A 26,534-nucleotide genomic window follows, 5' to 3' on the forward strand; every position below is an offset into this window, starting at 1 on the left:
CTTCCATCGCGGGCAAGCCCGCTCCCACATGGTTATCACCGCGCCTGTGGGAGCGAGCCTGCTCGCGATAGCGATCTGTCAGGCGCCGCAGATCTCAGCGCTTTTCGAGTTTATCCGGTAAGGGCGCGAACAACGCCTCGATATCATCGCTCTGCAGTTTCCAGTCCCCGGCCTGACGCCCATCCAGTACGCCCGCCGCGAGATCGGATTTTTCCTTCTGCAGATGCTGAATCTTCTCTTCCACCGTGCCGCGCGCAATCAGCTTGTAGACGAACACCGGTTTCTCCTGGCCGATGCGATAGGCGCGGTCGGTGGCCTGGTTTTCTGTCGCTGGGTTCCACCACGGATCGTAATGAATCACCGTGTCTGCTTCCGTCAGGTTGAGGCCCACGCCACCGGCTTTCAGGCTGATCAGAAAAATCTGACGTTTGCCGCTCTGAAATTCCTTTACTGGCGTGCGTCGATCGCGGGTCTGTCCGGTCAACAGGGCGTAGGTCACACCGCGTTTGTTCAGTTCATCTTCGATCAGCGACAGCATCGAAGTGAATTGCGAGAACAGCAGAATCCGCCGTCCTTCCTCAAACAGCTCTTCGAGCATTTCCATCAGGCTGTCGAGTTTGCCCGACGTACTGCCACGTGCCGGCAGGGTGGCGTCGTTGACCAGGCGTAAATCGCAGCACACCTGGCGCAGTTTCAGTAGCGCCTCGAGGATGATGATCTGGCTGCGCGCCACGCCTTTGCGGGTGATCTCGTCGCGAACTTTCTTGTCCATGGCCAGGCGCATCGTTTCATAAACGTCGCGCTGGGCTTCGTTGAGCTCGACCCAGTGGATGATCTCGGTTTTCGGTGGCAACTCGGTCGCCACCTGTTCCTTGGTGCGACGTAACAGGAAGGGTTTGATCCGAGCATTGAGGTGTTGAAGTCTGACTTCACTGGCACGTTTTTCAATCGGCACGCGGTAATCGCTGTTAAAGCTTTTGACGTCGCCCAGCCAGCCCGGCAGCAGGAAGTGAAACAGCGACCACAATTCACCCAGGTGGTTTTCCAGTGGTGTGCCGCTCAGGCACAGACGCTGGCGCGCATTCAGCTCGCGTGCGGCCTGGGCGGCCTTGCTGTTCGGATTCTTGATGTATTGCGCTTCGTCCAGCACCAGTACATGTAATGGCTGAACCGCCAGGCGTTCGACATCCTTGGGCAGCAGGGCGTAGGTGGTCAGGATCAGGTCGTAATCGGCCAGGTTGTCGAAATGCTTTTTGCGGCTGGCGCCATACAGCGCCAGCACCTTGAGCTGCGGTGTGAAATGCGCCGCTTCGTCGAGCCAGTTGGGAATCAGGCTGGTAGGCATTACCACCATGCACGGCCGGTCGAGGCGTCCGGCGTTTTTTTCGGTCAGCACATGCGCCAGGGTTTGCAGGGTTTTACCCAGGCCCATGTCGTCCGCAAGGATTCCGCCGACTTCCAGTTGCCGCAGCGACTGCATCCAGCTCAAGCCTTCCAGTTGGTAGGGGCGCAGTGTCGCATTCAAGCCGTCCGGGGCCGTGGCGGTGTAGTCCTTGATGTCCCGCAGGCGCTGGGCAAAGGTGCGGATTTGCTCGCCGCCCTCCCATAGCAGTGGCAGGTCTTCCAGCGGATTCAGGCGCGTGGCGTCGGCCTTGCTCAGGCGTAGTGTGGTTTCGCCTGGCTCTTGCAGGTAGAACTCGCCGAGGGTTGCCAGCACCGGTTTCAGGCGCCCGAAAGGCAGAGCGACTTGCAGGGGGCCGTGCTCGGAGTTTGGCCGGTTGGGAATATTCACCAGAATCAACTCATCGTCACGCCGTCGGGCGAGGCGTTCCGGGTTGAGGATTTCGGTGTGGGAGCGCATCAGGTTCAACAGGATCGGCAACAGGCTCAGCCGCTCGCCATTGACGATGATGCCGAGTTCCAGGTCAAACCAGTCGCGTTCCGGCGCCTGTTCGACCGTGGCGTACCAATCGTCCACGGCAGTCAGGTCGAATCCGAAGTCTTCGTTGATCTGCAGCTCCCAGCCCTGGGTGCGCAGCTTCGGCAGTTCATTGAGGGTGAAGGTCAGCCAGGCGCTGTCATTGACCATCTCGAACAATTCGCCCGCACTTTCCGGCAGGGCTTTGCTCTGGCGGGTGGCGACTTTGAAGCCGAGGATCCGCAGTTGTTCCCGGTAGGACTGTTCCACGTCCGGATGGCGTTTTATCCGTAGGGTCTGTGTTTCCTGGCGAATCAGGATGTCGGTGTTTTTCTGCCCGGAGACGTACTCGTCCAGATAGCTGAAGGACAGCGCCGCGCGATGCTGGATATAGCGCTGCATCTTGCCATTGCGTGGCTCGAAGGCGCTGAACTCGATGCTCGCCAGCCACAGGCGCGGCACGGGTTGCACGTTATCCACCAGTACTTGGGGCGGTGCTTTCGGGTTGCGGTTGTCCAGTACGCTTTGCAGCTTCTCCAGAAGCTCGGCGTCTTTGGCGGCGGCGGGGTAATCGAGGGTTTCCTGCACCTGAAGCAAGACCGCCGCGCAATGTTTGCAATTGTTGTGGACCGGACAAGAGCAGGTGGCATCGACCATCAGCAAAGTGCCTTTGGCTGACTCGCGCAGGCGTATGGTCTGACGATAAACGTTACCGCCAGAGCCTTCGCACGCAGCGATGATGGTCGCGTCGCCGGCCTCGACTATCCTGACGCGGTTCTCCAGGGCGTAGCGGCGGCCGCGTTCGAGGCTCTGTTCCTTGAAGCGGCTGACCCAGGAGGGTGCCAGGGGTTTGCTCAGGGTCGCGGACATAAGGACTCAATCAGTCCGGAATTTCATCGGGGGCTGGCCGAGGTGCTGGGGCGGTCAGCGAGGTGATCTTGATCAGCAGGCCAAGGTGGCCGGCGTCGAGAAAATTCAGCTGTCCATTTTTGGTGTGGCTCTGGGTTTTCAGGCGTTCACTGGCGGTGACCAGGCCATCGGCGTTGATCTGGTTGATCCAGAAGTCTGCGTCGACGTCGGTGAAGCGGCCCAGTTTCAGGCTCAGTGTGCCCTCGATCGGGAATTGGCCGAATTGATCCTTGCCCTCGCTGATCGCGACTTTGGTGGCTTGCTCGCCAAGGGTTTGTTGCCAGGCCTTGTGCAGTAACACCGTGTAGTCAGTGCTGGCGCTGAGTTTTGTCACTTCGCCATTGAGGCTCGGCGTGCGCAGGCTGTCGGGGCTGATGGACTGTGCGCCGGCGGCCCAGTCTTCCGGCGCGGCGCGACTGACGATGGCCGGCACAGCGTTTTGACGGACCAGAATCATTTCGACTTGATACAGATCGGCGGCAAACGCCGTGGGAGTGACCAGGGAAATCATCAAGGTCAGTAAGCGAAACAGGCGCATGCGGCGTCCTTCAAGCAGTTTTCGGGATGAGGCGCTCAAGCAGCGCCTCTACAGTATTAAAGCGCTCTTCTGCGCGTTCCATCGGGACCATGAATTTAAACACTGTGGCCCCTTCGAATTTGTAGCGTTTGGGCTGGCTCTGGATCAGTTTGATCAGGGTCAGCGGGTCGACCGGGGTTTGCGCCGCGAACTCGATGCGGCCACCTTGCGGACCGCCGTCGACTTTCTTGATGCCCAGCAACTCGGCCTGCAATTTCAGGGCGGTGATGCGCATCAGGTTCTTGGTCGGCTCCGGCAGCAGGCCGAAACGGTCGATCATTTCCACTTGCAGATCTTTCAGTCCTTCCTCATCGGTAGCTGAAGCGATGCGTTTGTAGAGAATCAGTCGTGCGTGGACGTCTGGCAGATAATCCTCGGGAATCAGTGCCGGCACCCGCAAGTTGACTTCCGGACCACCGCCCAGTGGTTGGTCGAGGTTCGGCTGTTCGCCCTTGCGAATTGACTTCACCGCGCGCTCGAGCATTTCCATGTACAGCGTGAAACCGACTGCCTGGATCTGTCCGCTCTGGCCATCGCCGAGCAATTCGCCGGCGCCGCGGATTTCCAGGTCATTGGTGGCGAGCACGAAACCCGCGCCGAGGTCCTGGGTGTTGGCGATCGCTTCCAGACGCTTTTCCGCGTCCGGGGTGATTTGCTGGCGCGGCGGTGTCAGCAGGTAGGCATACGCCTGGTGGTGACTGCGTCCGACCCGGCCGCGCAACTGGTGCAACTGTGCCAGGCCGAACTTGTCGGCGCGCTCGATGATGATGGTGTTGGCGCTGGGCACGTCGATGCCGGTCTCGATGATGGTCGAGGCGATCAGCACGTTGAAGCGCTTGTGGTAGAAGTCGCTCATGACCTGTTCGAGTTCGCGTTCGCGCATCTGCCCGTGACCAATGCCGATCCGTGCCTCGGGCACCAGTTCGGCGAGATCGGCGGCGCATTTCTCGATGGTCTTCACGTCGTTGTGCAGGTAGTAGACCTGGCCGCCACGCAGCAACTCGCGGAGCAGGGCTTCCTTGACCGTGCTCTTGTTCTGCTCCATGACGAAGGTCCGCACGGACAGGCGACGCGCCGGCGGCGTGGCGATGATCGACAGGTCACGCATGCCCGACACCGCCATGTTCAGCGTGCGCGGAATTGGTGTGGCGGTCAGGGTGAGAATGTCGACTTCGCTGCGCAGTGCCTTGAGCTGTTCTTTTTGGCGCACACCAAAACGGTGTTCTTCGTCGATGATCACCAACCCGAGGTTTTTGATTTTGACGTCGTCCTGCAACAACTTGTGCGTGCCGATGACGATGTCGATCTTGCCTTCGGCCAGGTCCGCCACCGCCGCATTCACTTCCTTGGTCGACTTGAAGCGGCTCATCACTTCCACGGTCACCGGCCAATCGGCGAAACGGTCGCGGAAGCTGTTGTAGTGCTGCTGGGCGAGCAGGGTGGTCGGCACCAGAATCGCCACTTGCTTGCCGCCGTGCACGGCGATGAACGCGGCGCGCATGGCCACTTCGGTCTTGCCGAAACCGACGTCGCCACACACCAGGCGGTCCATCGGTTTTGGCGCGAGCATGTCTTCGCGCACCGCTTCGATGGTGGTTTGCTGATCGGGCGTTTCTTCGAACGGGAAACCGGCGCTGAAGGTGGCGTAATCGGCTTTCGGGTCGGCGAAGGCATAGCCTTCGCGGGCGGCGCGGCGCGCATAGATGTCGAGCAATTCGGCCGCAACGTCGCGTACTTGTTCAGCGGCTTTGCGCTTGGCTTTCTGCCAGGTCTCGGAGCCGAGGCGGTGCAGCGGGGCCAAGGCATCGTCGCTGCCGGTGTAGCGGGCGATCAGATGCAGGTTGGCTACCGGTACGTAGAGCTTGGCGCCCTCGGCGTATTCCAGGGCGAGGAATTCGGCGGTCTGGCTGTCGATTTCCAGGGTGGCGAGGCCAAGGTAGCGACCGACCCCGTGATCGATATGCACCACCGGCGCGCCTTCGCGCAGTTCGGTGAGGTTCTTGATCACGGCATCGTTGTTGGCATCGGCGCGTTTTTCGCGACGACGGCGCTGCATGACGCGCTGACCGAACAGCGGGCTTTCGGCAACCAGGGCCAGGGCTGGATCGTCCAGCAGCAAGCCTTCATCGAGCGGCGCGATAGTGATCGCCAGGCGTTCCTTGCCGGCGACAAAGTCCGGCCAGCTATCGACGGTTTTCGGTCGCAGTTTCAAACGTTCCAGCAGTTCCAGCAGCACTTCGCGGCGGCCTGCGGATTCTGCGGTAAACAGCACGCGTCCGGGAAACTGGTCGAGAAAACCCGCCAGCGCCGCCAGCGGTTGGGTGGCTTTGGCTTCGATGGCCAGGTTCGGCAGTTCCCGGGCAGGGAAGCGTTCGCGACCGACGCCCGTTTCCATGTCCTGTTGACTGGCGACCACCCGTGGCCAGTTCTTCAGGCGCGCAAAGCAGTCTTCCACCGGCAGGAACAACTCGGCGGGCGGTAATAAAGGACGGGATGGGTCGACGCGCCGCTCTTCATAGCGATTGCGCACGTCGTTCCAGAAGTTTTCCGCCGCCTGTTCGATGCCTGGCAATGAGAACACTTGAGTGTCCTGGGGCAGGTAGTCGAACAGCGTTGAGGTTTCTTCGAAGAACAACGGCAGGTAGTACTCGATGCCGGCCGGGGTAATCCCGCTGCTCAAGTCCTGAAAGATCGGGCAGCGGCGGAAGTCGACGTCGAAGCGCTCGCGGAAACGTGCCTTGAAACGGGTCACGGCTTCTTTCTGCAGTGGGAATTCCTTGGCCGGTAACAACTTGACCGAATCGACCTTGTCGATGGAGCGCTGGTTCTCCGGATCGAAGGTGCGCAGGGTTTCGATTTCGTCGTCGAACAAGTCGATCCGGTAAGGCAGCTTGCTGCCCATCGGGAACAGGTCGATCAGCGAGCCGCGCACCGTGAATTCGCCATGCTCGTACACGGTATCGACGTAACGGTAGCCGGTGGCTTCAAGGCGAGTGCGCATTTGCTCGACGTCGAGCTTCTGTCCGACCTCCAGCACCAGGCTGCTGCCGAGCAGAAATTTGGTCGGTGCCAGGCGGTGCAGGGCGGTGGTGATCGGCACCACCAGCACACCGTGCGCCAGTTCGGGCAGTCGATACAGGCTGGCGATGCGCTGGGAAATGATGTCCTGGTGCGGCGAGAACAGATCGTAGGGCAGGGTTTCCCAGTCGGGGAAATGCAGCACAGGCAAATCCGGGGCGAAGAAACTCAGCTCCTGTTCCAGCCGTTCGGCGCTTTGGCTGTCGGCGGTCAGTAGCAGGGTAAAGCGCTTGGCCGCGCTGGCGGCCTCGGCGATGGCCAGGCTCAGGGCGGCACCGGGCAGGTTGCCCCAATGCTGTTTACCTGCCGCGGCAGGGAGATGCGGTAGACGCAGAACGGGCACGGAAGGTTGAGCTCCAAGCGTTGCGACAAAGTCGGTAATTGTAGCGGCCTCGGGTGCCGCCTGTCAGTTGCAGACTGTGTCTATTACGCCGGTTTGGCGAAATGTAGTGGTAAAGACAAAAAACGCCTGTTTTTTATCAAGAATTATTGAATATGTAGTGGTAAAACGAACGAGTGTTACGGAGGGTTACGCACAACGCGATGTCACCCACTGAAAAACTGAGTGGGCTGCGAGCCCCGGTTTTATTGGGCTTGCGCGAGGTGTGATTTTTTTGAGCGGAGAATTGTTACGGATCGCACGACAGGCGCGCATTGCTACGCGAGTCACTCGGCGGCATAATGTAGCCCCTTTTTTCTGCCCCTACATGTGGAAGGTTCCCGTGACTCAGAAGCCCGACCAGTGTCTTGGTGAATGGATCGACCGTGAAGCACTCGCAGAAGCGATGATTCCGCTTATCGGTCAGCTCTACCGCAATAACAACGTGGTGAGCTCGATCTATGGCCGCAGCCTGATCAATCGTTCAGTCATTGCGATTCTCAAAGCTCACCGCTTTGCTCGTCATCGTCAGTCCGACGACAGCGAGCTGTCCGTCCACGAAACATTCCCGCTGCTCAAGGCGATGAACGAGCTCAAGCTCGGCGCCGCTTCGGTAGACCTGGGCAAGCTCGCGGTCAAATTCAAGACCCAGGGCAATGGTCGCACTGTCGAGCAGTTCGTCCGTGAAGAACTGGCTGACGTGGTTGGCCAGCAGAACGCTTCCGCTCGCAAAGGCACCGACGTGGTCCTGTACGGCTTCGGTCGTATCGGCCGTCTGCTGGCGCGCATCCTGATCGAGAAAACCGGTGGTGGCGACGGCCTGCGTCTGCGCGCCATCGTTGTCCGCAAGGGCGCCGAGAACGATCTGGTCAAGCGTGCGAGCCTGCTGCGTCGTGATTCGGTTCATGGTCCGTTCGATGGCACCATCACCATTGATGAAGCCAACAACACCATCACCGCCAACGGCAACCTGATCCAGGTTATCTACGCGAAAAACCCGACTGAAGTGGATTACACCCAGTACGGCATCAAAGACGCGCTGCTGGTGGATAACACTGGCGTATGGCGTGACGCCGATGGCCTGGGCCAGCACCTGGCCTGCCCGGGTATCGACCGCGTTGTCCTGACCGCGCCTGGCAAAGGCAAGCTGAAGAACATCGTTCACGGCATCAACCATGCCGAGATCACCGCTGACGACAAGATCATTTCGGCCGCTTCCTGCACCACCAACGCCATCGTGCCGGTGCTGAAGGCCGTGAATGACAAGTTCGGCATCGTCAACGGTCACGTTGAAACGGTTCACTCGTACACCAACGACCAGAACCTGATCGACAACTTCCACAAGGGCGATCGCCGTGGCCGTAGCGCCGCGCTGAACATGGTCATCACCGAGACCGGTGCTGCCACTGCTGCTGCCAAGGCCTTGCCTGAGCTGGCCGGCAAGCTGACCGGTAACGCGATCCGCGTTCCGACGCCAAACGTGTCGATGGCCATTCTCAACCTGAACCTTGAGAAAGCCACCACCCGCGACGAGATCAACGAGTACCTGCGCCAGATGGCCATGCACTCCGATCTGCACAAGCAAATCGACTACGTCAGCTCGCAGGAAGTGGTTTCCACCGACTTCGTTGGCTCGCGCCACGCAGGCGTTGTGGACGCTGAAGCGACCATCACCCAGGACAACCGCGTTGTACTGTACGTTTGGTACGACAACGAGTTCGGCTACAGCTGCCAGGTGGTTCGCGTGATGGAAGACATGGCCGGTGTAAACCCGCCAGCATTCCCGCGCTAAGCCTTAGCGGCACATGAAAACGCCCCGACATTGTCGGGGCGTTTTTGTTTGGGCGATTGTCGTGTCCAAATCATGCGCCAATCACAAAAACTTGCGGAAACTGGCAAGCCAGATCTGCAAAGTGCCAGTACTTATATCTTTTTAATCTTTCAGCTAACAAGTTCAGAATTATCCAAAATTCGATCAAAAGTTCATTGGTGTATAAAAAATAAAAACTCTCAATGAAAATAAGTGGTTGTCGGTTCAGTGAAGTTAAATGAATTAAATGGATCCGATTTTTTCAATGGTACATATTTGACGCCATTTAATTGTCCGGCCCAAATGCTTGACACCCTTCGTGACTGAATCTAGTGTCGCCAATGTAAACGCCCGCTCTGCCACGGGCCTGTTTTGTCTCGCTACGCTTGCAGTCCAACAACTCTCCAAAAAGACAGGAATCTCATTCCTGCTCACATCACCATAAAATCAAGTAAATCTGCGTCGGCTTAGTTGCTGGCCAACCGATCGGTTTCGTTTTGCTCACCCTGCCAAAAGTGTTTCGCAGTCACGGTTTGTTATTGCCTGGCTGATATGCGGTTGGTCTATCGGGAGAGTCAGACATGGCAGAAGAACGCTCAAAGCTATTGTCACTGTTGCCACGCCTGGTGGGGTTGGGTGTCCTTGGATTTATCGTCTGGTTACTGTTGTCGACCTTGCTGATGCCACTGGTGTCCGCCTCGGCGACACGGGCGATTTTGAATGCGCCGGTGATTCTGTTGACCACTCCGATTGATGGCGTGGTGAGTTCGTTGGAGGTCAAGCCCGGCATGACTTTCAGTCAGGGCCAGAAAATCGCGGTGGTGGAAAACCCGCGAGCCAACCAGGAAACCCTGCTGACCCTGCAAACCCGGCGCCTGACCCTGGAGCAACAGTTGTCCTCGTCAACCAGTCAGGCCGAGCACGATCAGCGGTACTACGAGGAACTGGAGAAAACCAGCGAGCAGTACCAGGCCGCGTTTCACACTCGCCAGCTCTTCACTCAAAAAGCCCTGAAAGCCGAAAACAGTGCGGCCAGTGCACGGTTGATAGACGCTCAGGAAACCGTCGAGCGCAACCTCGAGTTGTTCGTCCAGGGGGCCGTGAGCGGTGCGGTGGTCGCGCAGTCGAAAGCCCAGTTGGCTTCGTTGCAGGGTGCGGCCGAATCGGTGCGCTCGCAATTGCGGATCACCGACGGTGACGTCAGTGCGGCAAGCAAGCAGGTTTACCTCGATCCCGATCAACTGCGCATGTTCGATCTCAGCGCGCAGATGACCACGCTCAAACTCAGTCTGGAGAACCAGGCTCGCAACCGCCGGGCGTATCAACAGGAACTCGACAACCTCAATCAGTTGATCGAAACCGAGCAGAACCGGGTCAAGTTGATGGCCGGCTACGACGTGGTTGCCTACTCGCCCGGTACCGTCCAGGAGTTGCTGGCGCCTCAGGGCACGCTGGTGCAGGCCGGCTCGACCTTGTTGCGCGCAACCGATTGCGGACAAAGCTACGTGATTGCGGTGTTCCCCGAGCGCATGGCCAGCAAGATCGACCGCGACAGCGTGCTCACGGTGAAAATCCGTGGGTTGAACGAACCCCTCAAGGCCAGCGTGGTGCAGTTGCTGTCCAGCACGTCGGACATTCGCGCCAACACCTACAGCGTGCCGTTCCCCTATGCCGAGCAGAATTCGGTGTACGTCGTCGGCACGTTTGCCTCAGACCTGACGGACGCCCAGCGAGCCATGACCTGCAACCCAGGGTTGTGGGCCAGTGCCGAGGTGTCGCGACCATGAACATTGTTCTTCGCGGGGGATTGAGCTTGATGCTGCTCGTCAGCGGGGTGTCTGCCATGGCGGCTCAGCCGAGGCCGCAACTGGCGGCAATGACCTGTGCGGCGCTGGATCAAGCCGTCACAGCCCTGCCGGCGGGGCCGGTGCTGGTGGCCAGTTACCCGCCGCTGGATGGGCATCCTGCGCCGATCCTGGCGTTGCGCGGCGTGGCGTTCACTTACGATAACGCGCTGGCCAGCATTGCCTTGTTTGCGTGCGGCAAGGCGGAGTCGGCGCGGCGGATCGCCGATGCACTGGTCTTCGCGACACGGCACGATCCGGAATATCAGGACGGACGCCTGCGCAATGCCTACGCCGCCGGTGCCGTGGGTTCGCCGTCGATGAAATTGCCGGGTTACTGGAGCGTCGAGCGCAATGCCTGGAATCAGGACGCGTACCAAGTCAGCAGCGCCACCGGCAATCAGGCGTGGGCAGCCCTGGCGCTGTTGGAGGCCTACCGGCAGAGCGGCGAAGCGTCTTACCTGGAGGCCGCACGAAAAGTCCTGTACTGGTCGCAGAAAAACACCTACGACGGGCAATCGCCCGCCGGTTTCAGTGGTGGCTACTACGGGTACTTTTCCAAGCAGGTCCAGCAGAACTGGAAATCCACTGAGCACAACGTTGACCTCGCCGCGGCGTGGTCGGCACTCGATGCAGTTGCACCCAATAGCGATTCGGCAGCGCAGGCGAAAATTGCCCGGCAGTTTGTCTCAAGCCAGTGGGATGCCGGGGAAGGGCGCTTCCTGATCGGCACCGGTGCCGATGGCCGGACGTCGGACCGCGAGCGATCAGGGCTCGATGCGCAGATCTGGCCCTTGATAGCCCTGCATGACCCACCCAGGGACTGGCGTCGGGTCTTTGCCTTCATCGATCACGCTCACCGTGCTGGCGAGGGGTATGGATTCAATCGCGACCCCGATGGCCTGTGGACCGAAGGCACCGCGCAAGCCGCTGCCGTGGCGCGCTTGAGTGGCTTGAGCGACAAGGCGCAGCCGCTGTGGAGCGTGCTGCTGGCCCAAGAGGCTGGCAATGGATGGCTGTACGCAACGCCGGCACCGCGCATCAGTACCGGACTGGCCATAGGCCCGGACTCGGTCACCAATGACTTTTTCTACTACCACCTGCCTCACTTGGGCGCCACAGCGTGGGCGGCGATCGCGGCCACCGGCGTCAATCCTTTTACCGGCTCTCAAGAGGCTGACTGACATGCAGGCACTGGACTCGCTGCAACTGCTGCAAATCAATTTCTGGACGCTGGCGGCGGTGGTGCTGTTCACCTGCCTGACCCACCGTGATCAATGGGCCGCGCGGGCCGGTTTCGGCGCTGTCACCGCCTTGTTGCTGATCAATTACGCGGCCTGGCGAATTCGCGACACGTTGCCCGACGGCCATTCCGGATTCGCCACGGTCTGGGCCTATGCCTTCCTGTTTTTCGAGATGTTGGCGATTGGTTACACGCTGTTCTCCATCGTCGTGATGCTCTGTCGCACGGATCACCGCAAAGAGGCCGATGCCGGTGAGCGACGTCTGCGTGCGCAAGGCAGCGCAGTACCGGCGGTGGATATCTTCATCGCCACTTACAACGAAGGCCTCGATATTCTCGAAAAAACCATCATCGCTGCCCAGGCGATCGACTACCCGAACTTCACCATCTGGGTGCTCGACGACACCCGGCGCGACTGGTTGCGCGATTACTGTGCCGAGGTGGGCGTGCAATACGCGCGGCGCCCTGACAATTCCCACGCCAAGGCCGGCAACTTGAACAACGGCTTGCGCCAGTCGGCGGCCGCCAGCAATGCGCCTTACATTCTGGTGCTCGATGCCGACTTCGCGCCGCAGCAACCGATCCTGATGCGCACGTTGGGGTTGTTCGACGACCCCAAGGTCGGCCTGGTGCAAACGCCGCAGTTTTACTACAACCCCGATCCGATCCAGCACAACCTCGGCACGTCAGCCTGCTGGGTGGATGAGCAGCGGGTGTTCTTCGATGTGTTCCAACCGGCGAAGGATGGTTGGGATGCGGCGTTTTGTGTCGGCACGTCCTTCGTGGTACGACGCGATTTGATTACCGAAGTCGGCGGTTTTCCGACCGGTTCGGTGTGCGAAGACATCTACACGACCTACCGCTTGTTGCAAAAAGGCTACGTCACCCGCTGGTTGAATGAGCGTCTGTCGATCGGTTTGTCTGCCGAAGGCCTGACCGAGTACATCAACCAGCGCGGGCGCTGGTGCCTGGGCACCATCCAGGTGGCTCTGCTCAAGGAAGGCCCACTGCGCGGCAGTGGCTATACGCTCAACGACCGGCTGCATTATGTGCATGGCCTGATGCACTGGTTTTCCAAACCGTTCATTTTGATGATGCTGGTTTCGCCGGTGCTCTACTGGTACTTCGGCATCGCCGGGTTCTACGCCAATCCGGTGGACTTCCTGGCCTTCGGCATGCCGGCGCTGATTGCCTTCTGGGGCTATGGCACCTGGGTCACCGACCGGCGCACTTTGCCGATTTTCACCGAGGTCACCCAGATCGTCGCCTCGCTGGCCGTCACCGCGACCATTGCCAGCGCCATGATCCGACCGTTCGGGCGGCCGTTCAAAGTCACCGCCAAGGGGATTGATCGCTCACGCACGATGGTGCACTGGAAGTTGTTCGGGTTCTTTTTTGCCTTGACGCTGTTTTCGCAGATCGGTGCCTACATCGCTATCAGTACCGCTGCTTCGTTTGACGGCAACATGATGTTCAATCTTTGCTGGACGGTAGTCGCGCTGATCTACAACCTGGCCACGCTGGTGGCTTGTGTCGACCGGCCACGCTTGCATGGCGAGGAACGTTTTCCATTCGATAAGGTCACGGGGTTTCGCTTCGGCGGCAAAGTCCTGCCCGGTCGCCTGGTGGACATCTCCCTCAGTGGCGCGTCCTTGACCTGCGCCTTTGCCTCCTCGATCAAACCGGGGCTGTGTGGTCAGGTGTGGGTCGACAAGCTGGGCTGGCTGGACGTGGAAGTCATGCGCAATCACGGCGACGACCGATTGGGCTTGAGGTTTGCCGACCTGGACGAAGCGCTGCGGCGGCGGTTGATCGCACGGTTGTTCAGTGATGCGTCGATCAACGTCGTCAGCAAGGCGGAGCCGGCGCAGGCCTTTGGCACGTTACTGCAGCGTTCCCTGTTGGGTGAGAAGCGTCTGGCGCCGCGTGCGCCGAAACCGGTCAAGGCGCCGTCTTACGTCTCGCCTGCACGCTGGCGGCCGGTCCGGGTTCGTTCGCGTCAACCGTCTCTGCCGTCCCTCAATGCCAGTCGCTCAAGCCTGTGGACACTGCTTCTTTCTCCCTTGCGAGCTTTGCTCGGCCAACGCTTGTAGGTGCGCGCCATGAACAGTTGCTTATCCACGTCTTGCTTCATGTCTTTGCTGCTGCTCGGTGGTTGTTCGCTGGAACCGACCTACGAGAAGCCCGATGCACCCATCGACCAGCAATGGCCGGTGAACACCGCCGGTGAGTGTTGCAAGGGCAAGCAGGCGTTCGACAAAGACTGGCGCGGTTTTGTGGTCGATGAACGACTGCGCCAGTTGATTGAAATGGCCCTGGCCAACAACCGCAGCCTGCGTCAGTTCGCGGCCAGTGTCGAAGAAGCGCGGGCCGGTTATGACAGTGCCGAGTCGGGGCTTTTTCCTACCATTGGCATCGACACTTACGCCGGGCGCAGCAAGCTGCCGCCCCTGGTGCGCACGCCTGGTGGTGGTGCCACGGCCGGCAGTATCGCCAATACGTTTCAGGCCACGGCGGGCTTTACGTCCTACGAGTTGGACTTTTTCGGCCGCCTGCGCAGTCAACGCAATGCGGCGGGGGCACGCTTCGAGGCGTCCGAGGCGGACTATCAAACGGCACGGCTGGCGCTGATCGGCGAAGTCGCCAGCACCTGGTTGAGCCTCAAGGCCAATCAGCATTTGCTGGATCTTGCGCAGAGCACCTACCAATCCCAGGACCGCTACGGCCAACTGTTGCGCAAGAGCTACAACCTCGGTTCCAGTGCCCGGATCGACGTGCACCAGGCCGACGCGCAAACCAATACGGCGGCGGTGCAGGTCAACACTTACCGCATGCAAGTGGCGCAGAACACCAATGCGCTGCGGGTGCTGGTGGGACAGCCGATACCAGTGGGGCTGCTGCCCACCGGGGCACTGGGTGAGCGGATGGCGACGCTGGATGTGCCGGCGGGATTACCCTCGGCGCTGGTTGAGCGCCGGCCGGACATCATGTCGGCCGAGGCGCAGTTGCGTGCTGCCAATGCGGATATCGGCGCGGCACGCACGGCGTACTTCCCGACCTTTTCCCTGACGTCGGCACTGGGCAGTCTGAGCGGGGACTTTTCCCGTTTGCTCAGCGGGCCGGCCGAGTTTTGGTCGTTAGCCTTGGCGGGTTCGTTGCCGTTGATCGACGGCGGTGGGCGACGGGCACAGGTGGATGCCAGCCATGCGCGCTTCGACGGTCAGGCTGCGGCGTATGAGGCCACGGTGCAGAACGCGTTTCGTGAAGCCGCCGATGCCTTGAATGCCCGGCAGGAGATGCTCACGCAAGTGGAGTTCCAGAAAAAACTGGTGGGGGATTACCAGGAAGCCTATCGGCAGTCACGCCTGCGTTTCGAGGCAGGCATGGACAGCTACTTCTCCACCATGGACGCCCAGCGTTCGTTGTTTGATGCGCAGCAGAAGTGGGCGCAGCTGGAACTGGCACGGGAGATCAATCAGGTGACGTTGTACAAGGCGCTGGGAGGCGGGTGGAGTCAGTCGTTGAAGATGGCAGATCGGTGAATCTTCGGTGTCTGGTCAGGCCTCTTCGCGAGCAGGCTCGCCCACAGGTTTTGTGGTGTTCACAAATCCTGTGGGGGAGGGCTTGCCCGCGATAGCGATCTGTCAGGCGCCGCCAGCCACTGAGGCGCGTGCGGTGCGCAGTTCATGCTTGTTGCCGCGGAACAGTACCAGCGTCGCGATCAACCCCAGCATCGCCGCAGCGCTGAGCCAGATCCCCGGTGCCGCTTTGTTGTCCAGCACATGGATCAGGTAAGTACAGGCCGCCGGGGTAAAACCGCCGAAGGTCGCCGTTGCCAGGCTGTAGGCCAGGGAGAAGCCGGTTGTACGAACTTCCACCGGCATGATCTCGGTCAGGGCCACCACCATGGCGCCGTTGTACGAGCCATAGAGGAACGACAACCAGAGTTCGACGATCAGCAGATGGCTGAAGCTCGGGTTCGCCACCAGCCACGACAATGCCGGGTAGGCGGTGAGAATCGCCAGAATGGTCGCCGCCAGCAGTAGGGGTTTGCGTCCGATCTTGTCTGACACGGAACCCATCACCGGCAGCCAGAAGAAATTCGAGAGGCCGATGCACACGGTGACCAGCAAGGCATCCATGTCCGACAAGTGCAGTTCGGCTTTGCCGAAGGTCGGGGTGTAGGCGGTGATCAGGTAGAACGACACCGTGGTCATCACCACCAGCGCCATGCCGGCGATGACGATGCCGAAATTCTGACTGATCGAACGGACAATTTCGCGCAGGGTTGGACGATGCTTGCGGGCCTGGAATTCCGGTGTTTCTTCCAGCGAACGACGTATCACGAAGATCACCGGCACGATCATGCAGCCGATCAGGAACGGAACGCGCCAGCCCCAATCACCCATTTGTTCCGGGCTGAGCCAATGGTTCAAGCCAACACCCAACAGGCCGGCGAATACCACCGCGGCTTGCTGGCTAGCGGACTGCCAACTGACGAAGAACCCTTTGCGGCCCGGCGTGGAAATTTCCGCCAGGTACACCGACACGCCACCCAGCTCCACCCCCGCCGAGAAACCTTGCAGCAGTCGACCGAACAGCACGATCAGCGGAGCGGCGACTCCGAGGGTCGCGTAGCCCGGCACGCAGGCGATCAATATCGTGCCGGCGGCCATCAAGGCCAGGGTGATGATCAGCCCTTTGCGACGACCGTGGCGGTCGATGTAGGCACCGAGAAAAATCGCCCCTAACGGGCGCATCAGGAAACCGGCCCCGAAAGTGGCCAGCGAGAGCATCAGGGATGCGAAAGCGCTATCGGCAGGGAAGAAGGTTTTGGCGATGGCCGTGGCGTAGAAGCCGTAGACCATAAAGTCGAACATCTCGAGGAAGTTGCCGCTGACAACGCGAAAAATCGCCTTGCCTTTGCCCGTATTAGAGGACATTTGAACGTACTCGCTGTTGGCTGTTTTATAGGAGATCCCTGATTCAGATGCGTCCCTTCCTGTCGCTGAAAGGCAAGGTACCTTTGGCGAGCATTTTGTAACAATATGTGTGGCGATATGGATAGGCAACCATTAATTAGCTTGCTGCTTAAACGTTTTTGCCATTACACGGTTCGAATGGCGCACTGGAGCGAATTAAGTGGGACACGCAGCGCAAAAATGTCGGGGCCTGTCGCATAATCGCTGGCCTTGGCGTTGTGCCATGAACTGTCGGGGATGCAGGGTTTGTTGAATGGGCGGCTGTTTGGTCTTGTGGCTCTGATCGTCGTGTTGTCCGCCTGCGGCAACGGCGACTCCATGGAAAGCTTTGGTGGCCCGACCATGGGCAGCACGTATTCGATCAAGTACGTGCGCCGTGCCGGTCTCCCGGTGGCGGCAGATGTTCGTGTCGAGGTGGAAAAAATCCTCGCTGACATCGATCGGCAACTGTCGACCTACCGCAGCGATTCGGATATCGAGCGCTTCAATGACCTGCCCGCCAATCGCTGTCAGAAAATGCCCGCGTCCATCCTCAAATTGATCCGCGTGGGTGAACAACTGTCGGAGCAAAGCGAAGGCTCCTACGACCTGACGGTGGAACCGCTGCTCAATCTTTGGGGGTTTGGCCCGCAGGGGCGCGAGGAAAAAGTCCCGGCTGAACAGGCGTTGGCGCAAGCGCGTCAGCGAGTCGGTTATCAACACCTGCGCATCGAGGGCGATCAGCTGTGCAAGGACGCTGCCGTCGAGGTCGACTTCAACAGCATTGCCGCCGGTTACGCGGTCGATACGATTGCCGCACGACTCGAAGCGCTGGGCATTCACGACTACCTGGCCGAAGCCACTGGCGAACTCAAGGCCGCGGGCAAGAAGCTTGACGGTTCGCCGTGGCGCATCGCCCTGGAAGAACCGCGCGATGATCAACAGGTCGCTGAGCGTATCGTCGCCGTCGACGGTTTCGGCTTGTCCACCTCCGGCGACTACCGAAATTATTTCGAGCAGGATGGGCGGCGTTACTCCCACACCTTCGATGCCCGCACCGGTGCGCCGGTCTCACATTCACTGGCATCCGTCACGGTGATTCATCCTTCAGCGTTGATGGCCGATGGCTTATCGACGCTGTTGTTGATTCTTGGCCCGGAGCGCGGTTGGGACTACGCGGAAAAACACGATATAGGCGCATTTTTTGTGATTCGTGCCGATACAGGTTTCGTCACACGTACCAGTCACGCTTTTGAGCGGGTCACGGGTGGGAAAACCGAATGATCACGGCGTTTAAAGCACTGAAGATCGACGTTGTAGCGCAGGCAAAACTAGCCTACGACGCGACCAAGGGTTAATGTGCGCGGCGTTGACGCTTCTATAGACTGTGTCCGGGTTCTGCACTGGCCCCAAATTGTTCCTTCATGCCACAGATTGGCGTGATTTAGCCGCAGGTGCCGATGGCGCCACGGCCTGTTCTGAGGAGTACGCATGGCTGTCTACAACTACGACGTGGTGGTGTTGGGTTCCGGCCCGGCGGGGGAAGGCGCGGCAATGAACGCCGCCAAAGCGGGACGCAAGGTGGCGATGGTCGATAGCCGTCGCCAGGTCGGCGGCAACTGCACTCACTTGGGCACCATCCCGTCCAAGGCACTGCGTCACTCGGTCCGGCAGATCATGCAGTTCAACACCAACCCGATGTTCCGGGCCATTGGTGAACCGCGCTGGTTCTCGTTCCCGGACGTGCTGAAAAGCGCCGAAAAAGTCATCGCCAAACAAGTCGCCTCGCGCACCGGCTACTACGCCCGTAATCGCGTCGACGTGTTCTTCGGCACCGGCAGCTTCGCCGACGAGCAAACCATCGAAGTGGTCTGCGCCAATGGCGTGGTCGAAAAACTGGTGGCCAAGCACATCATCATCGCCACCGGCTCGCGTCCGTATCGTCCGGCCGACATCGATTTCAACCACCCGCGTATCTACGATAGCGACACCATCCTCAGCCTCGGCCACACCCCGCGCAAACTGATCGTTTACGGCGCCGGCGTGATCGGTTGCGAATACGCATCGATTTTCAGTGGCCTGGGTGTACTGGTTGAGCTGGTGGACAACCGTGGTCAGTTGCTGAGCTTCCTCGACTCGGAAATTTCCCAGGCGTTGAGCTACCACTTCAGCAACAACAACATCACGGTTCGCCACAACGAAGACTACGACCGCGTCGAAGGTGTGGACAACGGCGTGATCCTGCATCTGAAGTCCGGCAAGAAGATCAAGGCCGACGCCTTGCTCTGGTGCAACGGCCGTACCGGCAACACCGATCAACTCGGTATGGAAAACATCGGCGTCAAGGTCAACAGCCGCGGCCAGATCGAAGTCGATGAGGCTTATCGCACCTGCGTGCCGAACATTTACGGCGCCGGTGACGTGATCGGCTGGCCGAGCCTGGCCAGTGCCGCCCACGACCAGGGCCGGTCGGCCGCTGGCAGCATCGTCGACAACGGCAGCTGGCGTTTCGTCAACGACGTACCGACCGGGATCTACACCATTCCGGAGATCAGTTCGATCGGCAAGAACGAGCAAGAGCTGACCCAGGCCAAAGTGCCGTACGAAGTGGGCAAGGCGTTCTTCAAGAGCATGGCGCGGGCGCAGATCGCCGGCGAGCCGCAAGGCATGCTGAAGATCCTGTTCCACCGCGAAACCCTGGAAGTGCTGGGCGTGCATTGCTTCGGTTATCAGGCGTCGGAGATCGTGCACATCGGTCAGGCGATCATGAGCCAGCCGGGCGAGCAAAATACCCTGAAGTATTTCGTCAACACCACGTTCAACTACCCGACCATGGCCGAAGCCTATCGGGTAGCGGCGTACGACGGCCTCAACCGGCTTTTTTGAGTGGCTCCGGCCGGTGGCCTGAGCCGGCCGGGGAGACCGATTTCAGCAATTCTCGAGCGTGGCAATGGCCAAACCGGGAAAGTCTGTAATCAGGCTGTCAACGCCGAAGTCAGCGAGTCTGCGCATCAGCGCAGGCTCGTTGACGGTCCATACCGACACATGCAACCCCTGACGCTGCGCCTTCTCCAGGCGTTCCGGCGTGCACAGGGTCCAGTTCAGCGCCAGAATCCCGCAGCCATAGCTTGCCGCGACCTTCAGCGGGTCGAGCCAGGCGTACTCGGCGACCAGTCCGCGGGACACGTCCGGCACCAGGTCCAGCGCAGCCTTGAGCACTTCCCGCGAGCTGGAGGTGATCGTCACCTTGTCCATCAGGCCATGGCGTTGCGCCATTTCCCGAATCGCCAGCACGGTGGTTGCCGCGCGGGTGCGTGAAGCGCTTTTGACTTCCAGTTGCCAGTGATCGAAATCGCATTCTTCGAACAGCGAGTCCAGGGTCGGGATCGGGCATGGCTTGATCCAGCCCGGGCCGCCCTTGCGCGCGTCGTAGGTCACCAGCTCCGCCGCCGTGTGCTCGACCACCTTGCCGCGACGATCGGTGGTGCGCTTGAGGGTCGGGTCGTGGATGACCATCAGTTCGCCGTCCATGGACAGGTGCAGGTCCAGTTCGCAACGGCGTACGCCGTGCTTGAGGCATTCCTGAAAGCTGGTCAGGGTGTTTTCCGGTGCTTCGCCCTTGGCGCCGCGATGGCCGTAGATGAGGGTCACGGTTCTTCCTTAAATTAATTGCCTGATTCGAGTTGTTCGCGGGCCAGGCGTCGTTCCTGGGCCTGCTTTTGCAAGATGTAGCGGGCCAGCAGTTGCCGCTGCGCGTCGGTCGGGTGTTCGAACTCGGTGCCGACGTCGTAGCTGTCGCCCTTGCGGTCGCAATGGGTGACGCGAGCGCGCAACAACAGGCCAAGGGCTTGCGGCATCAGCACCAGTTTGACCGACAGGTGTGCTCCGGTGGCAATGGGCGTGGGGTGCTGGAAGTCGATACCGCCTTCGGAGAGGATGACCGGCTGCGGTTCACCGATCTGCCCGAGTACGGTGATGGCGACCACCTGGCTCAGCAAATCGATGCGTTTGTTCTGGGATTTGAGGAACGCCGCGAGGTTGCGGTCACGCTCGCTGATCTGGCGCAACAGGTGCTGCGACTCGAATTCGCTCAGGTGCAGTTCACTGAGCACGTTGAAGAGTGGGGAAGCATCCTGCAACACTTCCTGGCCTGCGGCTTCGGGAGCGGACAGGGGCCGAATTTCCAGTGCGATCGTGTCCTCGATACGGTAGTATTCGCGGCGATCTTCTTCATCTAATGTCGACATGGCGAACCCATGGTAGCGGCGGTGGTCTGAGTGTAAAGCTGGTTATCAACCCCCGCCACAAGGACGTTCCTTTTCCCTCCGAACAAGCCCCGACATGTTCAGACCTCTCTTCGTATTTATCGGCACGCGTTATACCCGTGCAAAGCGTCGCAATCATTTTGTGTCATTCATTTCCCTGACCTCGATGATCGGACTCGCCCTCGGCGTGGTCGTGATGATCGTGGTGCTGTCGGTGATGAACGGCTTCGATCATGAGATGCGCACCCGCGTGCTGGGCATGGTGCCCCACGCGACCATCGAGTCCGGCGAGCCGATCAGCGATTGGCAAAGCCTTGCTACCAAGGTCAAGCAGAATCCGCTGGTGACGGCCGTTGCGCCGTTCACGCAAATGCAGGGGTTGCTGACCAACAACGGCAAGGTCTCGAAAGTCCTGCTCAATGCCATCGACCCGGCGCAAGAACGCCAGGTGTCGATCATTGATAACTTCATGCAGCAGGGCAAACTCGACGACCTGGTGCCGGGCGAGTTCGGCATCGTCATCGGTGACAAGGCGGCGGCCAAACTTGGCGCGGCGATCGGCGACAAGCTGACCTTCGTGGCGCCGGAAGTCACCGTGACCCCGGCCGGGATGTTTCCGCGCATGAAGCGTTTCACCGTGGTCGGCATTTTCCATGTCGGCGCCGGTGAGCTCGACGGTTACCTGGGCGTCACCAACCTGCAGGACCTGGCGCGGTTGCATCGCTGGAAGCCGGACCAGGTCCAGGGCCTGCGCCTGAAGTTCGACGACCTGTTCCAGGCGCCGCGCACCGCGTGGAGCATCGCCCGCGAACTCGGCGAAGATCGTTACTACGCCCGCGACTGGACCCGTACCCACGGCAACCTGTATCAGGCGATCCGCATGGAAAAAGCCATGATCGGCCTGTTATTGCTGCTGATCGTCGCCGTGGCCGCGTTCAACATCATTTCCACGCTGGTGATGGTGGTGAACGACAAGAAGGGCGACATCGCGATTCTGCGTACCCTCGGTGCCACGCCAGGCACGATCATGCGCACGTTCATGGTGCAAGGCACGGTCATTGGCGTGGTCGGAACGGCCATCGGTGCCGTGGTCGGGATCTTCGCCGCGCTGAATGTCAGCGCCGCGATCTCGGCGCTGGAAGGCCTGATCGGGCACAAATTCCTCAACGCCGACGTGTATTTCATCGATTACCTGCCGTCGCAGGTGCAGAGCCAGGATGTGTTGATGGTTTGCGCCGCCGCGTTGGTCCTGAGTTTCCTCGCCACCCTGTATCCAGCCTGGCGTGCCGCGCGCACCCAGCCTGCGGAGGCGCTACGTTATGAGTGAGTCGGGCATGAGTGATAAAGCAATCTTGAGCTGCCGCAACCTGGGCAAATCCTATGAGGAAGGCCCGGAGTCGGTGCAAGTGTTGGCCGGCCTGCAACTGGAGTTGCACCCGGGTGAGCGCGCGGCAATTGTCGGCACCTCGGGTTCGGGTAAAAGTACCTTGCTCAATCTGTTGGGCGGCCTCGACACGCCGACCAAAGGCAGCGTCTGGCTCGACGGTGAGGAACTGTCGGCCCTCAGCGAGAAGAATCGCGGCCTGCTGCGCAACCGCTCATTGGGTTTCGTTTATCAATTCCACCACTTGCTGCCGGAATTCACCGCGCTGGAAAACGTCTGCATGCCGCTGCTGATCGGCAAGACCGCTATCCCGGAAGCGCGCCAGCGTGCAACGGCGTTGCTGGAGCGTGTGGGGCTGGGCCATCGCCTGGAGCACAAGCCGGCGGAGTTGTCCGGTGGTGAGCGTCAGCGTGTCGCCATCGCCCGCGCCCTGGTGAACAAGCCAGGCCTGGTCATGCTCGACGAGCCGACCGGCAACCTCGACTCCCACACCGCCCAGGGCATCCAGGACTTGATGCTGGAACTCAGCACTTCGATGCGCACGGCGTTCCTGGTGGTGACCCACGACATGAACCTGGCCCGCCAGATGGATCGCGTCCTGCATTTGCAGGAAGGTTGTCTGACGCCTATCTGATTGGCTGAAACCCGGCGGGGATGAAAATCACGTCGGGTCTTTTATTTATATACGGTGCCCCAGCGAATGTTCAGACCGTTATCGATCTTTATCGGCACGCGCTATACCCGCGCCAAGCGCCGCAATCGCTTTGTTTCCTTCATCTCGATGACCTCGATGATCGGCCTCGCCCTGGGCGTGCTGGCGATGATCGTGGTGCTGTCGGTGATGAACGGCTTCCAGCGCGAAATGAGCTCTCGCATCCTCGGCATGGTGCCGCACGCCACGATCGTCGGTGTAAACCCTATCGATGATTGGCAGCCGGTAGCCGCCGCCGCGATGAAAAATCCCGAAGTGACGGCGGCCGTGCCGTTTACCGAGATGGAAGGCATGCTGTCCTATAAAGGCACGATGCAGCCAATCCAGGTCAGCGGCGTTGATCCGGCGCTGGAAGGCCAGGTGTCGATCGTCGCCAAGCACATCGTCCAGGGACGTCTCGATGCGTTGAAGCCAGGTGAGTTCGGCGTGGTGATCGGCGAAATCACCGCACGGCGCTTCCGTTTGAACGTGGGCGACAAGATCACCCTGATCGTGCCGGAGGTCAGCAATGCGCCGGGCGGTATCACCCCGCGCATGCAGCGTCTGAACGTGGTCGGCGTGTTCAAGGTGGGTGCCGAACTTGACGGCACGATGGCACTGATCCACATGGCCGACGCCGCGCAAATGCAGCATTGGGCGCCGAATCAGGTGCAGAGCGTGCGCCTGGCGGTGAAGGATCTGTACGCCGCGCCGCAGGTTTCCAGCGATATCGCCAGCGGTCTGGGGGCGGCCTACAAGGCTGACGACTGGACCCACACCCAGGGCAGCCTGTTCAGTGCGATGAAGATGGAAAAAACCATGATCGGCCTGCTGTTGCTGATGATCGTCGCAGTGGCGGCGTTCAATATCATCGCGACCCTGATCATGGTTGTGAACGACAAGGGCGCGGACATCGCGATCCTGCGCACCATCGGCGCCACGCCGCGTCAGATCATGGCGATCTTCATGGTGCAGGGCACGGTCATCGGGATTGTCGGCACCCTGATCGGTGGCGTACTCGGCGTGATCGCGGCGCTGAACGTCAGTGAAATGGTGGGTTGGATCGAGCGGGTCAGCGGGCAGCACATCTTCAGTTCCGACGTGTATTTCGTCAGCAATCTGCCGTCCGAACTTCAGGGCGGGGATGTGTTGTTGATCTGCTCGGCGGGGTTCGTGTTGAGCTTCCTGGCAACGGTTTACCCGGCGTGGCGTGCGGCGAAGATCGAGCCGGCTCATGCGTTGCGTTATTCGTAAGCGCTGAAATCGCATTCGCCGGCAAGCCGGCTCCTACAGTGTTGTGGACAACGCAAAACCCTGTGGGAGCTGGCTTGCCAGCGAAGAGGCCGGTGCTGCTAGCCTCATACCTCCTTCGGCAACTCAATCACAAACCGCGTCCAGCCGTTTTCCGATTCGCAATGAATCTTCCCGCCGTGGGCGTTGACAATCGACTGGGTAATCGCCAATCCCAATCCCGCATGCTCGCTGCTGCCTTCGTGGCGTGCAGGATCCACGCGGTAGAAGCGGTCAAACAGGCGCGGCAGCAAATCCTTTGAAATCCCGTCGCCGCTGTTTTCAACTGTCAGGCTCAGTCCTTTGGGTTGATCGATTATCTTCACCCGTACCTCGCCATCAGCGGGCGTAAACCGCAACGCATTGTCCAGTAAATTGGAAAGCGCCCGTCGCAACATGTTCCGATCACCCATCATGTGTCCGTGACCTTCGCGGTTCAGCGTCACCCGAACGTCCTCCGCCAGCGGTGCGAAAAATTCCAGTAACACATCCGCCTCTGCCGCCAGATCCAGCGCTTCGCGTTTGGGCATCAACAATCCATGGTCGGCTTTCGCCAGGTACAACATGTCGTTGACCAATTGCGCCATCCATTGCAGTTCTTCGAGGTTGCTGTGCAGCGCTTCGCGGTACTCTTCGATGGGGCGAGGGCGGGTGAGGGTGACTTGGGTGTGGGTCAGCAGGTTCGACAGCGGTGTGCGCAATTCATGGGCGATGTCGGCGGAGAACGCCGAAAGCCGTTGAAAGGCGTCGTCGAGTCTTTCGAGCATTTCGTTGAAGCTGTGGGCCATTTCCGCCAGCTCCAACGGCATGCTCTCTTCCGGCAGGCGTGCGTTGAGCGAATGCGCTGAAACACCGCGGGCTATCGTGCTCATGCGTCGTAGTGGCCGCAACCCGCTGCGTGCCGCCCAGGCGCCGAGCAGGGCGGTGGCCAGGGCCGACAGGCCGACGGTCATCCAGATCAAATGCTGCATGCGTTGCAGGAAGTGTTGGTGATGGGTGATGTCCAGCAGCAGGGTCAATTGCGGTGAGTCGGGTTTGTCGTCAAACAAGGGTGCATTCAGGACGCGGTAGTCGGTTCCATGGTCATTGATGGTCGATAACCCCGGTTTTTGCGGCAGCATGTCCGGCAGGCTTGCGGAACTGTCATACCAGCGCCGGCCGTCGCTGCCGGTGATGCGCAATGAGAGATCGGCCTGGGGGCTTAATTCATCGGCCAGTTTGACTTCACTGTCCCGCGACTGAATGTCATGCAGCGCTCGCCGCACGCCGATCAGCTTGCTGTCGAGCAACTGCTGATCAAGCTCAACGAAGTGCGCCTCGCTGGCGCGGCTGAACAACACTCCGGCGAACAACGACACCACCGCCGTGCACGCCGCGAAAAGCAGTGCCAGGCGACTGCTCAGTGAAAGTCGTGGCATCAGGCTGGACGCTCTTCGAGTACGTAACCCATGCCGCGTACGGTGTGGATCAGTTTGTTGGGGAATTCATCGTCGATTTTCAGGCGCAGGCGGCGGATCGCGACTTCGATGACGTTGGTGTCGCTGTCGAAATTCATGTCCCAGACCTGGGAGGCGATCAGCGATTTGGGCAGCACTTCGCCCTGGCGGCGAAGGAGCATTTCCAGCAAGGCGAACTCCTTGGCGGTCAGGTCGATGCGCTGGCCGCCGCGTTCGACCCGGCGGCGGATCAGGTCCAGGCGCAGGTCGGCCAGTTGCAGGCTGGTTTCCTGGGGCGTCGCGCTGCCACGCCGCAACAGGCTGCGAACCCGGGCGAGCAGTTCGGAAAAGGCGAAAGGCTTGACCAGGTAATCGTCGGCGCCGAGTTCGAGGCCGTGAACCCGGTCTTCCACGGCATCCCGCGCCGTCAGAAACAGAACCGGCGTGTCCAGGCCGGCACTGCGCACGGCCTGCAGAATCTGCCAGCCATCGCGACCTGGCAGCATCACATCGAGAATCAGCAGCGCGTAGTCGCCGCTCAACGCCAATTGCTGGCCGGTGCTGCCATCGGCCACCAGTTCGGTGTTGAAGCCGGCCTCGCTCAGGCCCTGACGCAAGTACTGGCCGGTTTTTGGTTGGTCTTCGACGATCAGCAGTTTCATGGGCGACTCGGGCTAAATGGAACGACAGCTTTATACCGTGGGCGACAACGCGGCAGGCCTAGCTGACAAAGTTGTAATCTGGCTGTC

The 26,534-nt window shown here is 60.2% G+C and carries 18 protein-coding genes; 10 read left to right on the top strand and 8 right to left on the bottom strand.

What is annotated here, in order from left to right:
• Positions 1 to 94: 94 nt before the first annotated feature.
• The 3 genes from AC1Q6D_RS19725 to mfd are packed head-to-tail and all read right to left on the bottom strand — an operon-like array spanning position 95 to position 6,825.
• Positions 95 to 2,788, bottom strand: a complete 2,694-nt coding sequence (locus AC1Q6D_RS19725; RefSeq protein ID WP_103402669.1) for a DEAD/DEAH box helicase — start codon at positions 2,786 to 2,788, stop codon at positions 95 to 97.
• A gap of 10 nt (positions 2,789 to 2,798) precedes the next feature.
• A complete protein-coding gene (locus tag AC1Q6D_RS19730; RefSeq protein WP_103402670.1) occupies positions 2,799 to 3,365 on the bottom strand; it encodes a CsiV family protein in 567 nt (188 codons plus the stop codon).
• Positions 3,366 to 3,375: 10 nt separating this feature from the next.
• The gene (mfd, locus tag AC1Q6D_RS19735; protein ID WP_103402671.1) at positions 3,376 to 6,825 is read right to left on the bottom strand and encodes a transcription-repair coupling factor; all 3,450 of its coding nucleotides are present in this window, start codon (positions 6,823 to 6,825) and stop codon (positions 3,376 to 3,378) included.
• A gap of 364 nt (positions 6,826 to 7,189) precedes the next feature.
• On the opposite strand from mfd, the gene AC1Q6D_RS19740 reads away from it, so the two are divergent.
• From AC1Q6D_RS19740 to AC1Q6D_RS19760, 5 genes are all read left to right on the top strand, one after another.
• A complete protein-coding gene (locus AC1Q6D_RS19740; protein ID WP_103402672.1) occupies positions 7,190 to 8,653 on the top strand; it encodes a glyceraldehyde-3-phosphate dehydrogenase in 1,464 nt (487 codons plus the stop codon).
• A 599-nt stretch (positions 8,654 to 9,252) separates the two neighbouring features.
• The gene (locus AC1Q6D_RS19745; protein WP_103402673.1) at positions 9,253 to 10,458 is read left to right on the top strand and encodes an HlyD family secretion protein; all 1,206 of its coding nucleotides are present in this window, start codon (positions 9,253 to 9,255) and stop codon (positions 10,456 to 10,458) included.
• On the top strand, positions 10,455 to 11,699 hold the full coding sequence (locus tag AC1Q6D_RS19750) for a hypothetical protein (RefSeq protein ID WP_103402674.1): 1,245 nt from the start codon (positions 10,455 to 10,457) through the stop codon (positions 11,697 to 11,699). Before AC1Q6D_RS19745 ends, AC1Q6D_RS19750 begins: the two co-directional genes overlap by 4 nt.
• A gap of 1 nt (position 11,700) precedes the next feature.
• Positions 11,701 to 13,851: a glycosyltransferase family 2 protein gene (locus tag AC1Q6D_RS19755; RefSeq protein ID WP_103402675.1), complete on the top strand. Its 2,151-nt coding sequence runs from the start codon at positions 11,701 to 11,703 to the stop codon at positions 13,849 to 13,851.
• 9 nt (positions 13,852 to 13,860) lie between these two features.
• On the top strand, positions 13,861 to 15,300 hold the full coding sequence (locus AC1Q6D_RS19760) for an efflux transporter outer membrane subunit (protein ID WP_103402676.1): 1,440 nt from the start codon (positions 13,861 to 13,863) through the stop codon (positions 15,298 to 15,300).
• 102 nt (positions 15,301 to 15,402) lie between these two features.
• Here AC1Q6D_RS19760 and AC1Q6D_RS19765 read toward each other — a convergent pair whose 3' ends face one another.
• Entirely contained in the window at positions 15,403 to 16,701 is a 1,299-nt protein-coding gene (locus tag AC1Q6D_RS19765) for an MFS transporter (protein ID WP_047531340.1), read from the bottom strand.
• A 276-nt stretch (positions 16,702 to 16,977) separates the two neighbouring features.
• On the opposite strand from AC1Q6D_RS19765, the gene AC1Q6D_RS19770 reads away from it, so the two are divergent.
• Together AC1Q6D_RS19770 and sthA are read left to right on the top strand one after the other, a co-directional pair.
• Complete coding sequence (locus AC1Q6D_RS19770) at positions 16,978 to 18,003, top strand: FAD:protein FMN transferase (protein ID WP_178083086.1); 1,026 nt, start codon at positions 16,978 to 16,980, stop codon at positions 18,001 to 18,003.
• A gap of 207 nt (positions 18,004 to 18,210) precedes the next feature.
• Positions 18,211 to 19,605, top strand: coding sequence for a Si-specific NAD(P)(+) transhydrogenase (gene sthA / locus AC1Q6D_RS19775; RefSeq protein WP_047531336.1), 1,395 nt, complete (start codon positions 18,211 to 18,213; stop codon positions 19,603 to 19,605).
• A 42-nt stretch (positions 19,606 to 19,647) separates the two neighbouring features.
• Here the strand turns inward: sthA and AC1Q6D_RS19780 are convergent, their stop codons facing one another.
• Together AC1Q6D_RS19780 and AC1Q6D_RS19785 are read right to left on the bottom strand one after the other, a co-directional pair.
• Positions 19,648 to 20,370 (bottom strand): glycerophosphodiester phosphodiesterase, encoded by a 723-nt coding sequence (locus AC1Q6D_RS19780; protein ID WP_047531334.1) that lies wholly within the window; start codon positions 20,368 to 20,370, stop codon positions 19,648 to 19,650.
• Positions 20,371 to 20,384: 14 nt separating this feature from the next.
• Positions 20,385 to 20,966, bottom strand: a complete 582-nt coding sequence (locus tag AC1Q6D_RS19785; protein WP_103402677.1) for a PilZ domain-containing protein — start codon at positions 20,964 to 20,966, stop codon at positions 20,385 to 20,387.
• A 94-nt stretch (positions 20,967 to 21,060) separates the two neighbouring features.
• Here AC1Q6D_RS19785 and AC1Q6D_RS19790 point away from each other — a divergent pair, with 94 nt between their 5' ends.
• From AC1Q6D_RS19790 to AC1Q6D_RS19800, 3 genes are all read left to right on the top strand, one after another.
• The gene (locus AC1Q6D_RS19790; protein WP_103402678.1) at positions 21,061 to 22,311 is read left to right on the top strand and encodes a lipoprotein-releasing ABC transporter permease subunit; all 1,251 of its coding nucleotides are present in this window, start codon (positions 21,061 to 21,063) and stop codon (positions 22,309 to 22,311) included.
• A 7-nt stretch (positions 22,312 to 22,318) separates the two neighbouring features.
• Complete coding sequence (gene lolD / locus AC1Q6D_RS19795) at positions 22,319 to 23,002, top strand: lipoprotein-releasing ABC transporter ATP-binding protein LolD (protein WP_178083087.1); 684 nt, start codon at positions 22,319 to 22,321, stop codon at positions 23,000 to 23,002.
• A gap of 66 nt (positions 23,003 to 23,068) precedes the next feature.
• Positions 23,069 to 24,313, top strand: a complete 1,245-nt coding sequence (locus AC1Q6D_RS19800) for a lipoprotein-releasing ABC transporter permease subunit (protein ID WP_047531327.1) — start codon at positions 23,069 to 23,071, stop codon at positions 24,311 to 24,313.
• A gap of 104 nt (positions 24,314 to 24,417) precedes the next feature.
• Here AC1Q6D_RS19800 and AC1Q6D_RS19805 read toward each other — a convergent pair whose 3' ends face one another.
• The gene (locus tag AC1Q6D_RS19805) at positions 24,418 to 25,767 is read right to left on the bottom strand and encodes a heavy metal sensor histidine kinase (protein WP_103402680.1); all 1,350 of its coding nucleotides are present in this window, start codon (positions 25,765 to 25,767) and stop codon (positions 24,418 to 24,420) included.
• A complete protein-coding gene (locus AC1Q6D_RS19810; RefSeq protein WP_047531323.1) occupies positions 25,767 to 26,447 on the bottom strand; it encodes a heavy metal response regulator transcription factor in 681 nt (226 codons plus the stop codon). Before AC1Q6D_RS19810 ends, AC1Q6D_RS19805 begins: the two co-directional genes overlap by 1 nt.
• Between the last annotated feature and the right edge of the window lie 87 nt (positions 26,448 to 26,534).

Source organism: Pseudomonas sp. MT92, from assembly GCF_058792515.1.

Excerpts from the sequence above, each read along its gene's own strand:
- sthA (WP_047531336.1), top strand. The coding sequence starts at position 18,211 with ATGGCTGTCTACAACTACGACGTGGTGGTGTTGGGTTCCGGCCCGGCG.
- AC1Q6D_RS19760 (WP_103402676.1), top strand. The coding sequence starts at position 13,861 with ATGAACAGTTGCTTATCCACGTCTTGCTTCATGTCTTTGCTGCTGCTC.
- AC1Q6D_RS19745 (WP_103402673.1), top strand. The coding sequence starts at position 9,253 with ATGGCAGAAGAACGCTCAAAGCTATTGTCACTGTTGCCACGCCTGGTG.
- AC1Q6D_RS19725 (WP_103402669.1), bottom strand. The coding sequence starts at position 2,788 with ATGTCCGCGACCCTGAGCAAACCCCTGGCACCCTCCTGGGTCAGCCGC.
- AC1Q6D_RS19730 (WP_103402670.1), bottom strand. The coding sequence starts at position 3,365 with ATGCGCCTGTTTCGCTTACTGACCTTGATGATTTCCCTGGTCACTCCC.
- lolD (WP_178083087.1), top strand. The coding sequence starts at position 22,319 with ATGAGTGATAAAGCAATCTTGAGCTGCCGCAACCTGGGCAAATCCTAT.
- AC1Q6D_RS19810 (WP_047531323.1), bottom strand. The coding sequence starts at position 26,447 with ATGAAACTGCTGATCGTCGAAGACCAACCAAAAACCGGCCAGTACTTG.
- AC1Q6D_RS19750 (WP_103402674.1), top strand. The coding sequence starts at position 10,455 with ATGAACATTGTTCTTCGCGGGGGATTGAGCTTGATGCTGCTCGTCAGC.
- AC1Q6D_RS19740 (WP_103402672.1), top strand. The coding sequence starts at position 7,190 with ATGTGGAAGGTTCCCGTGACTCAGAAGCCCGACCAGTGTCTTGGTGAA.
- AC1Q6D_RS19805 (WP_103402680.1), bottom strand. The coding sequence starts at position 25,767 with ATGCCACGACTTTCACTGAGCAGTCGCCTGGCACTGCTTTTCGCGGCG.
- AC1Q6D_RS19755 (WP_103402675.1), top strand. The coding sequence starts at position 11,701 with ATGCAGGCACTGGACTCGCTGCAACTGCTGCAAATCAATTTCTGGACG.
- AC1Q6D_RS19785 (WP_103402677.1), bottom strand. The coding sequence starts at position 20,966 with ATGTCGACATTAGATGAAGAAGATCGCCGCGAATACTACCGTATCGAG.
- AC1Q6D_RS19770 (WP_178083086.1), top strand. The coding sequence starts at position 16,978 with ATGCAGGGTTTGTTGAATGGGCGGCTGTTTGGTCTTGTGGCTCTGATC.
- AC1Q6D_RS19800 (WP_047531327.1), top strand. The coding sequence starts at position 23,069 with ATGTTCAGACCGTTATCGATCTTTATCGGCACGCGCTATACCCGCGCC.
- AC1Q6D_RS19765 (WP_047531340.1), bottom strand. The coding sequence starts at position 16,701 with ATGTCCTCTAATACGGGCAAAGGCAAGGCGATTTTTCGCGTTGTCAGC.
- AC1Q6D_RS19790 (WP_103402678.1), top strand. The coding sequence starts at position 21,061 with ATGTTCAGACCTCTCTTCGTATTTATCGGCACGCGTTATACCCGTGCA.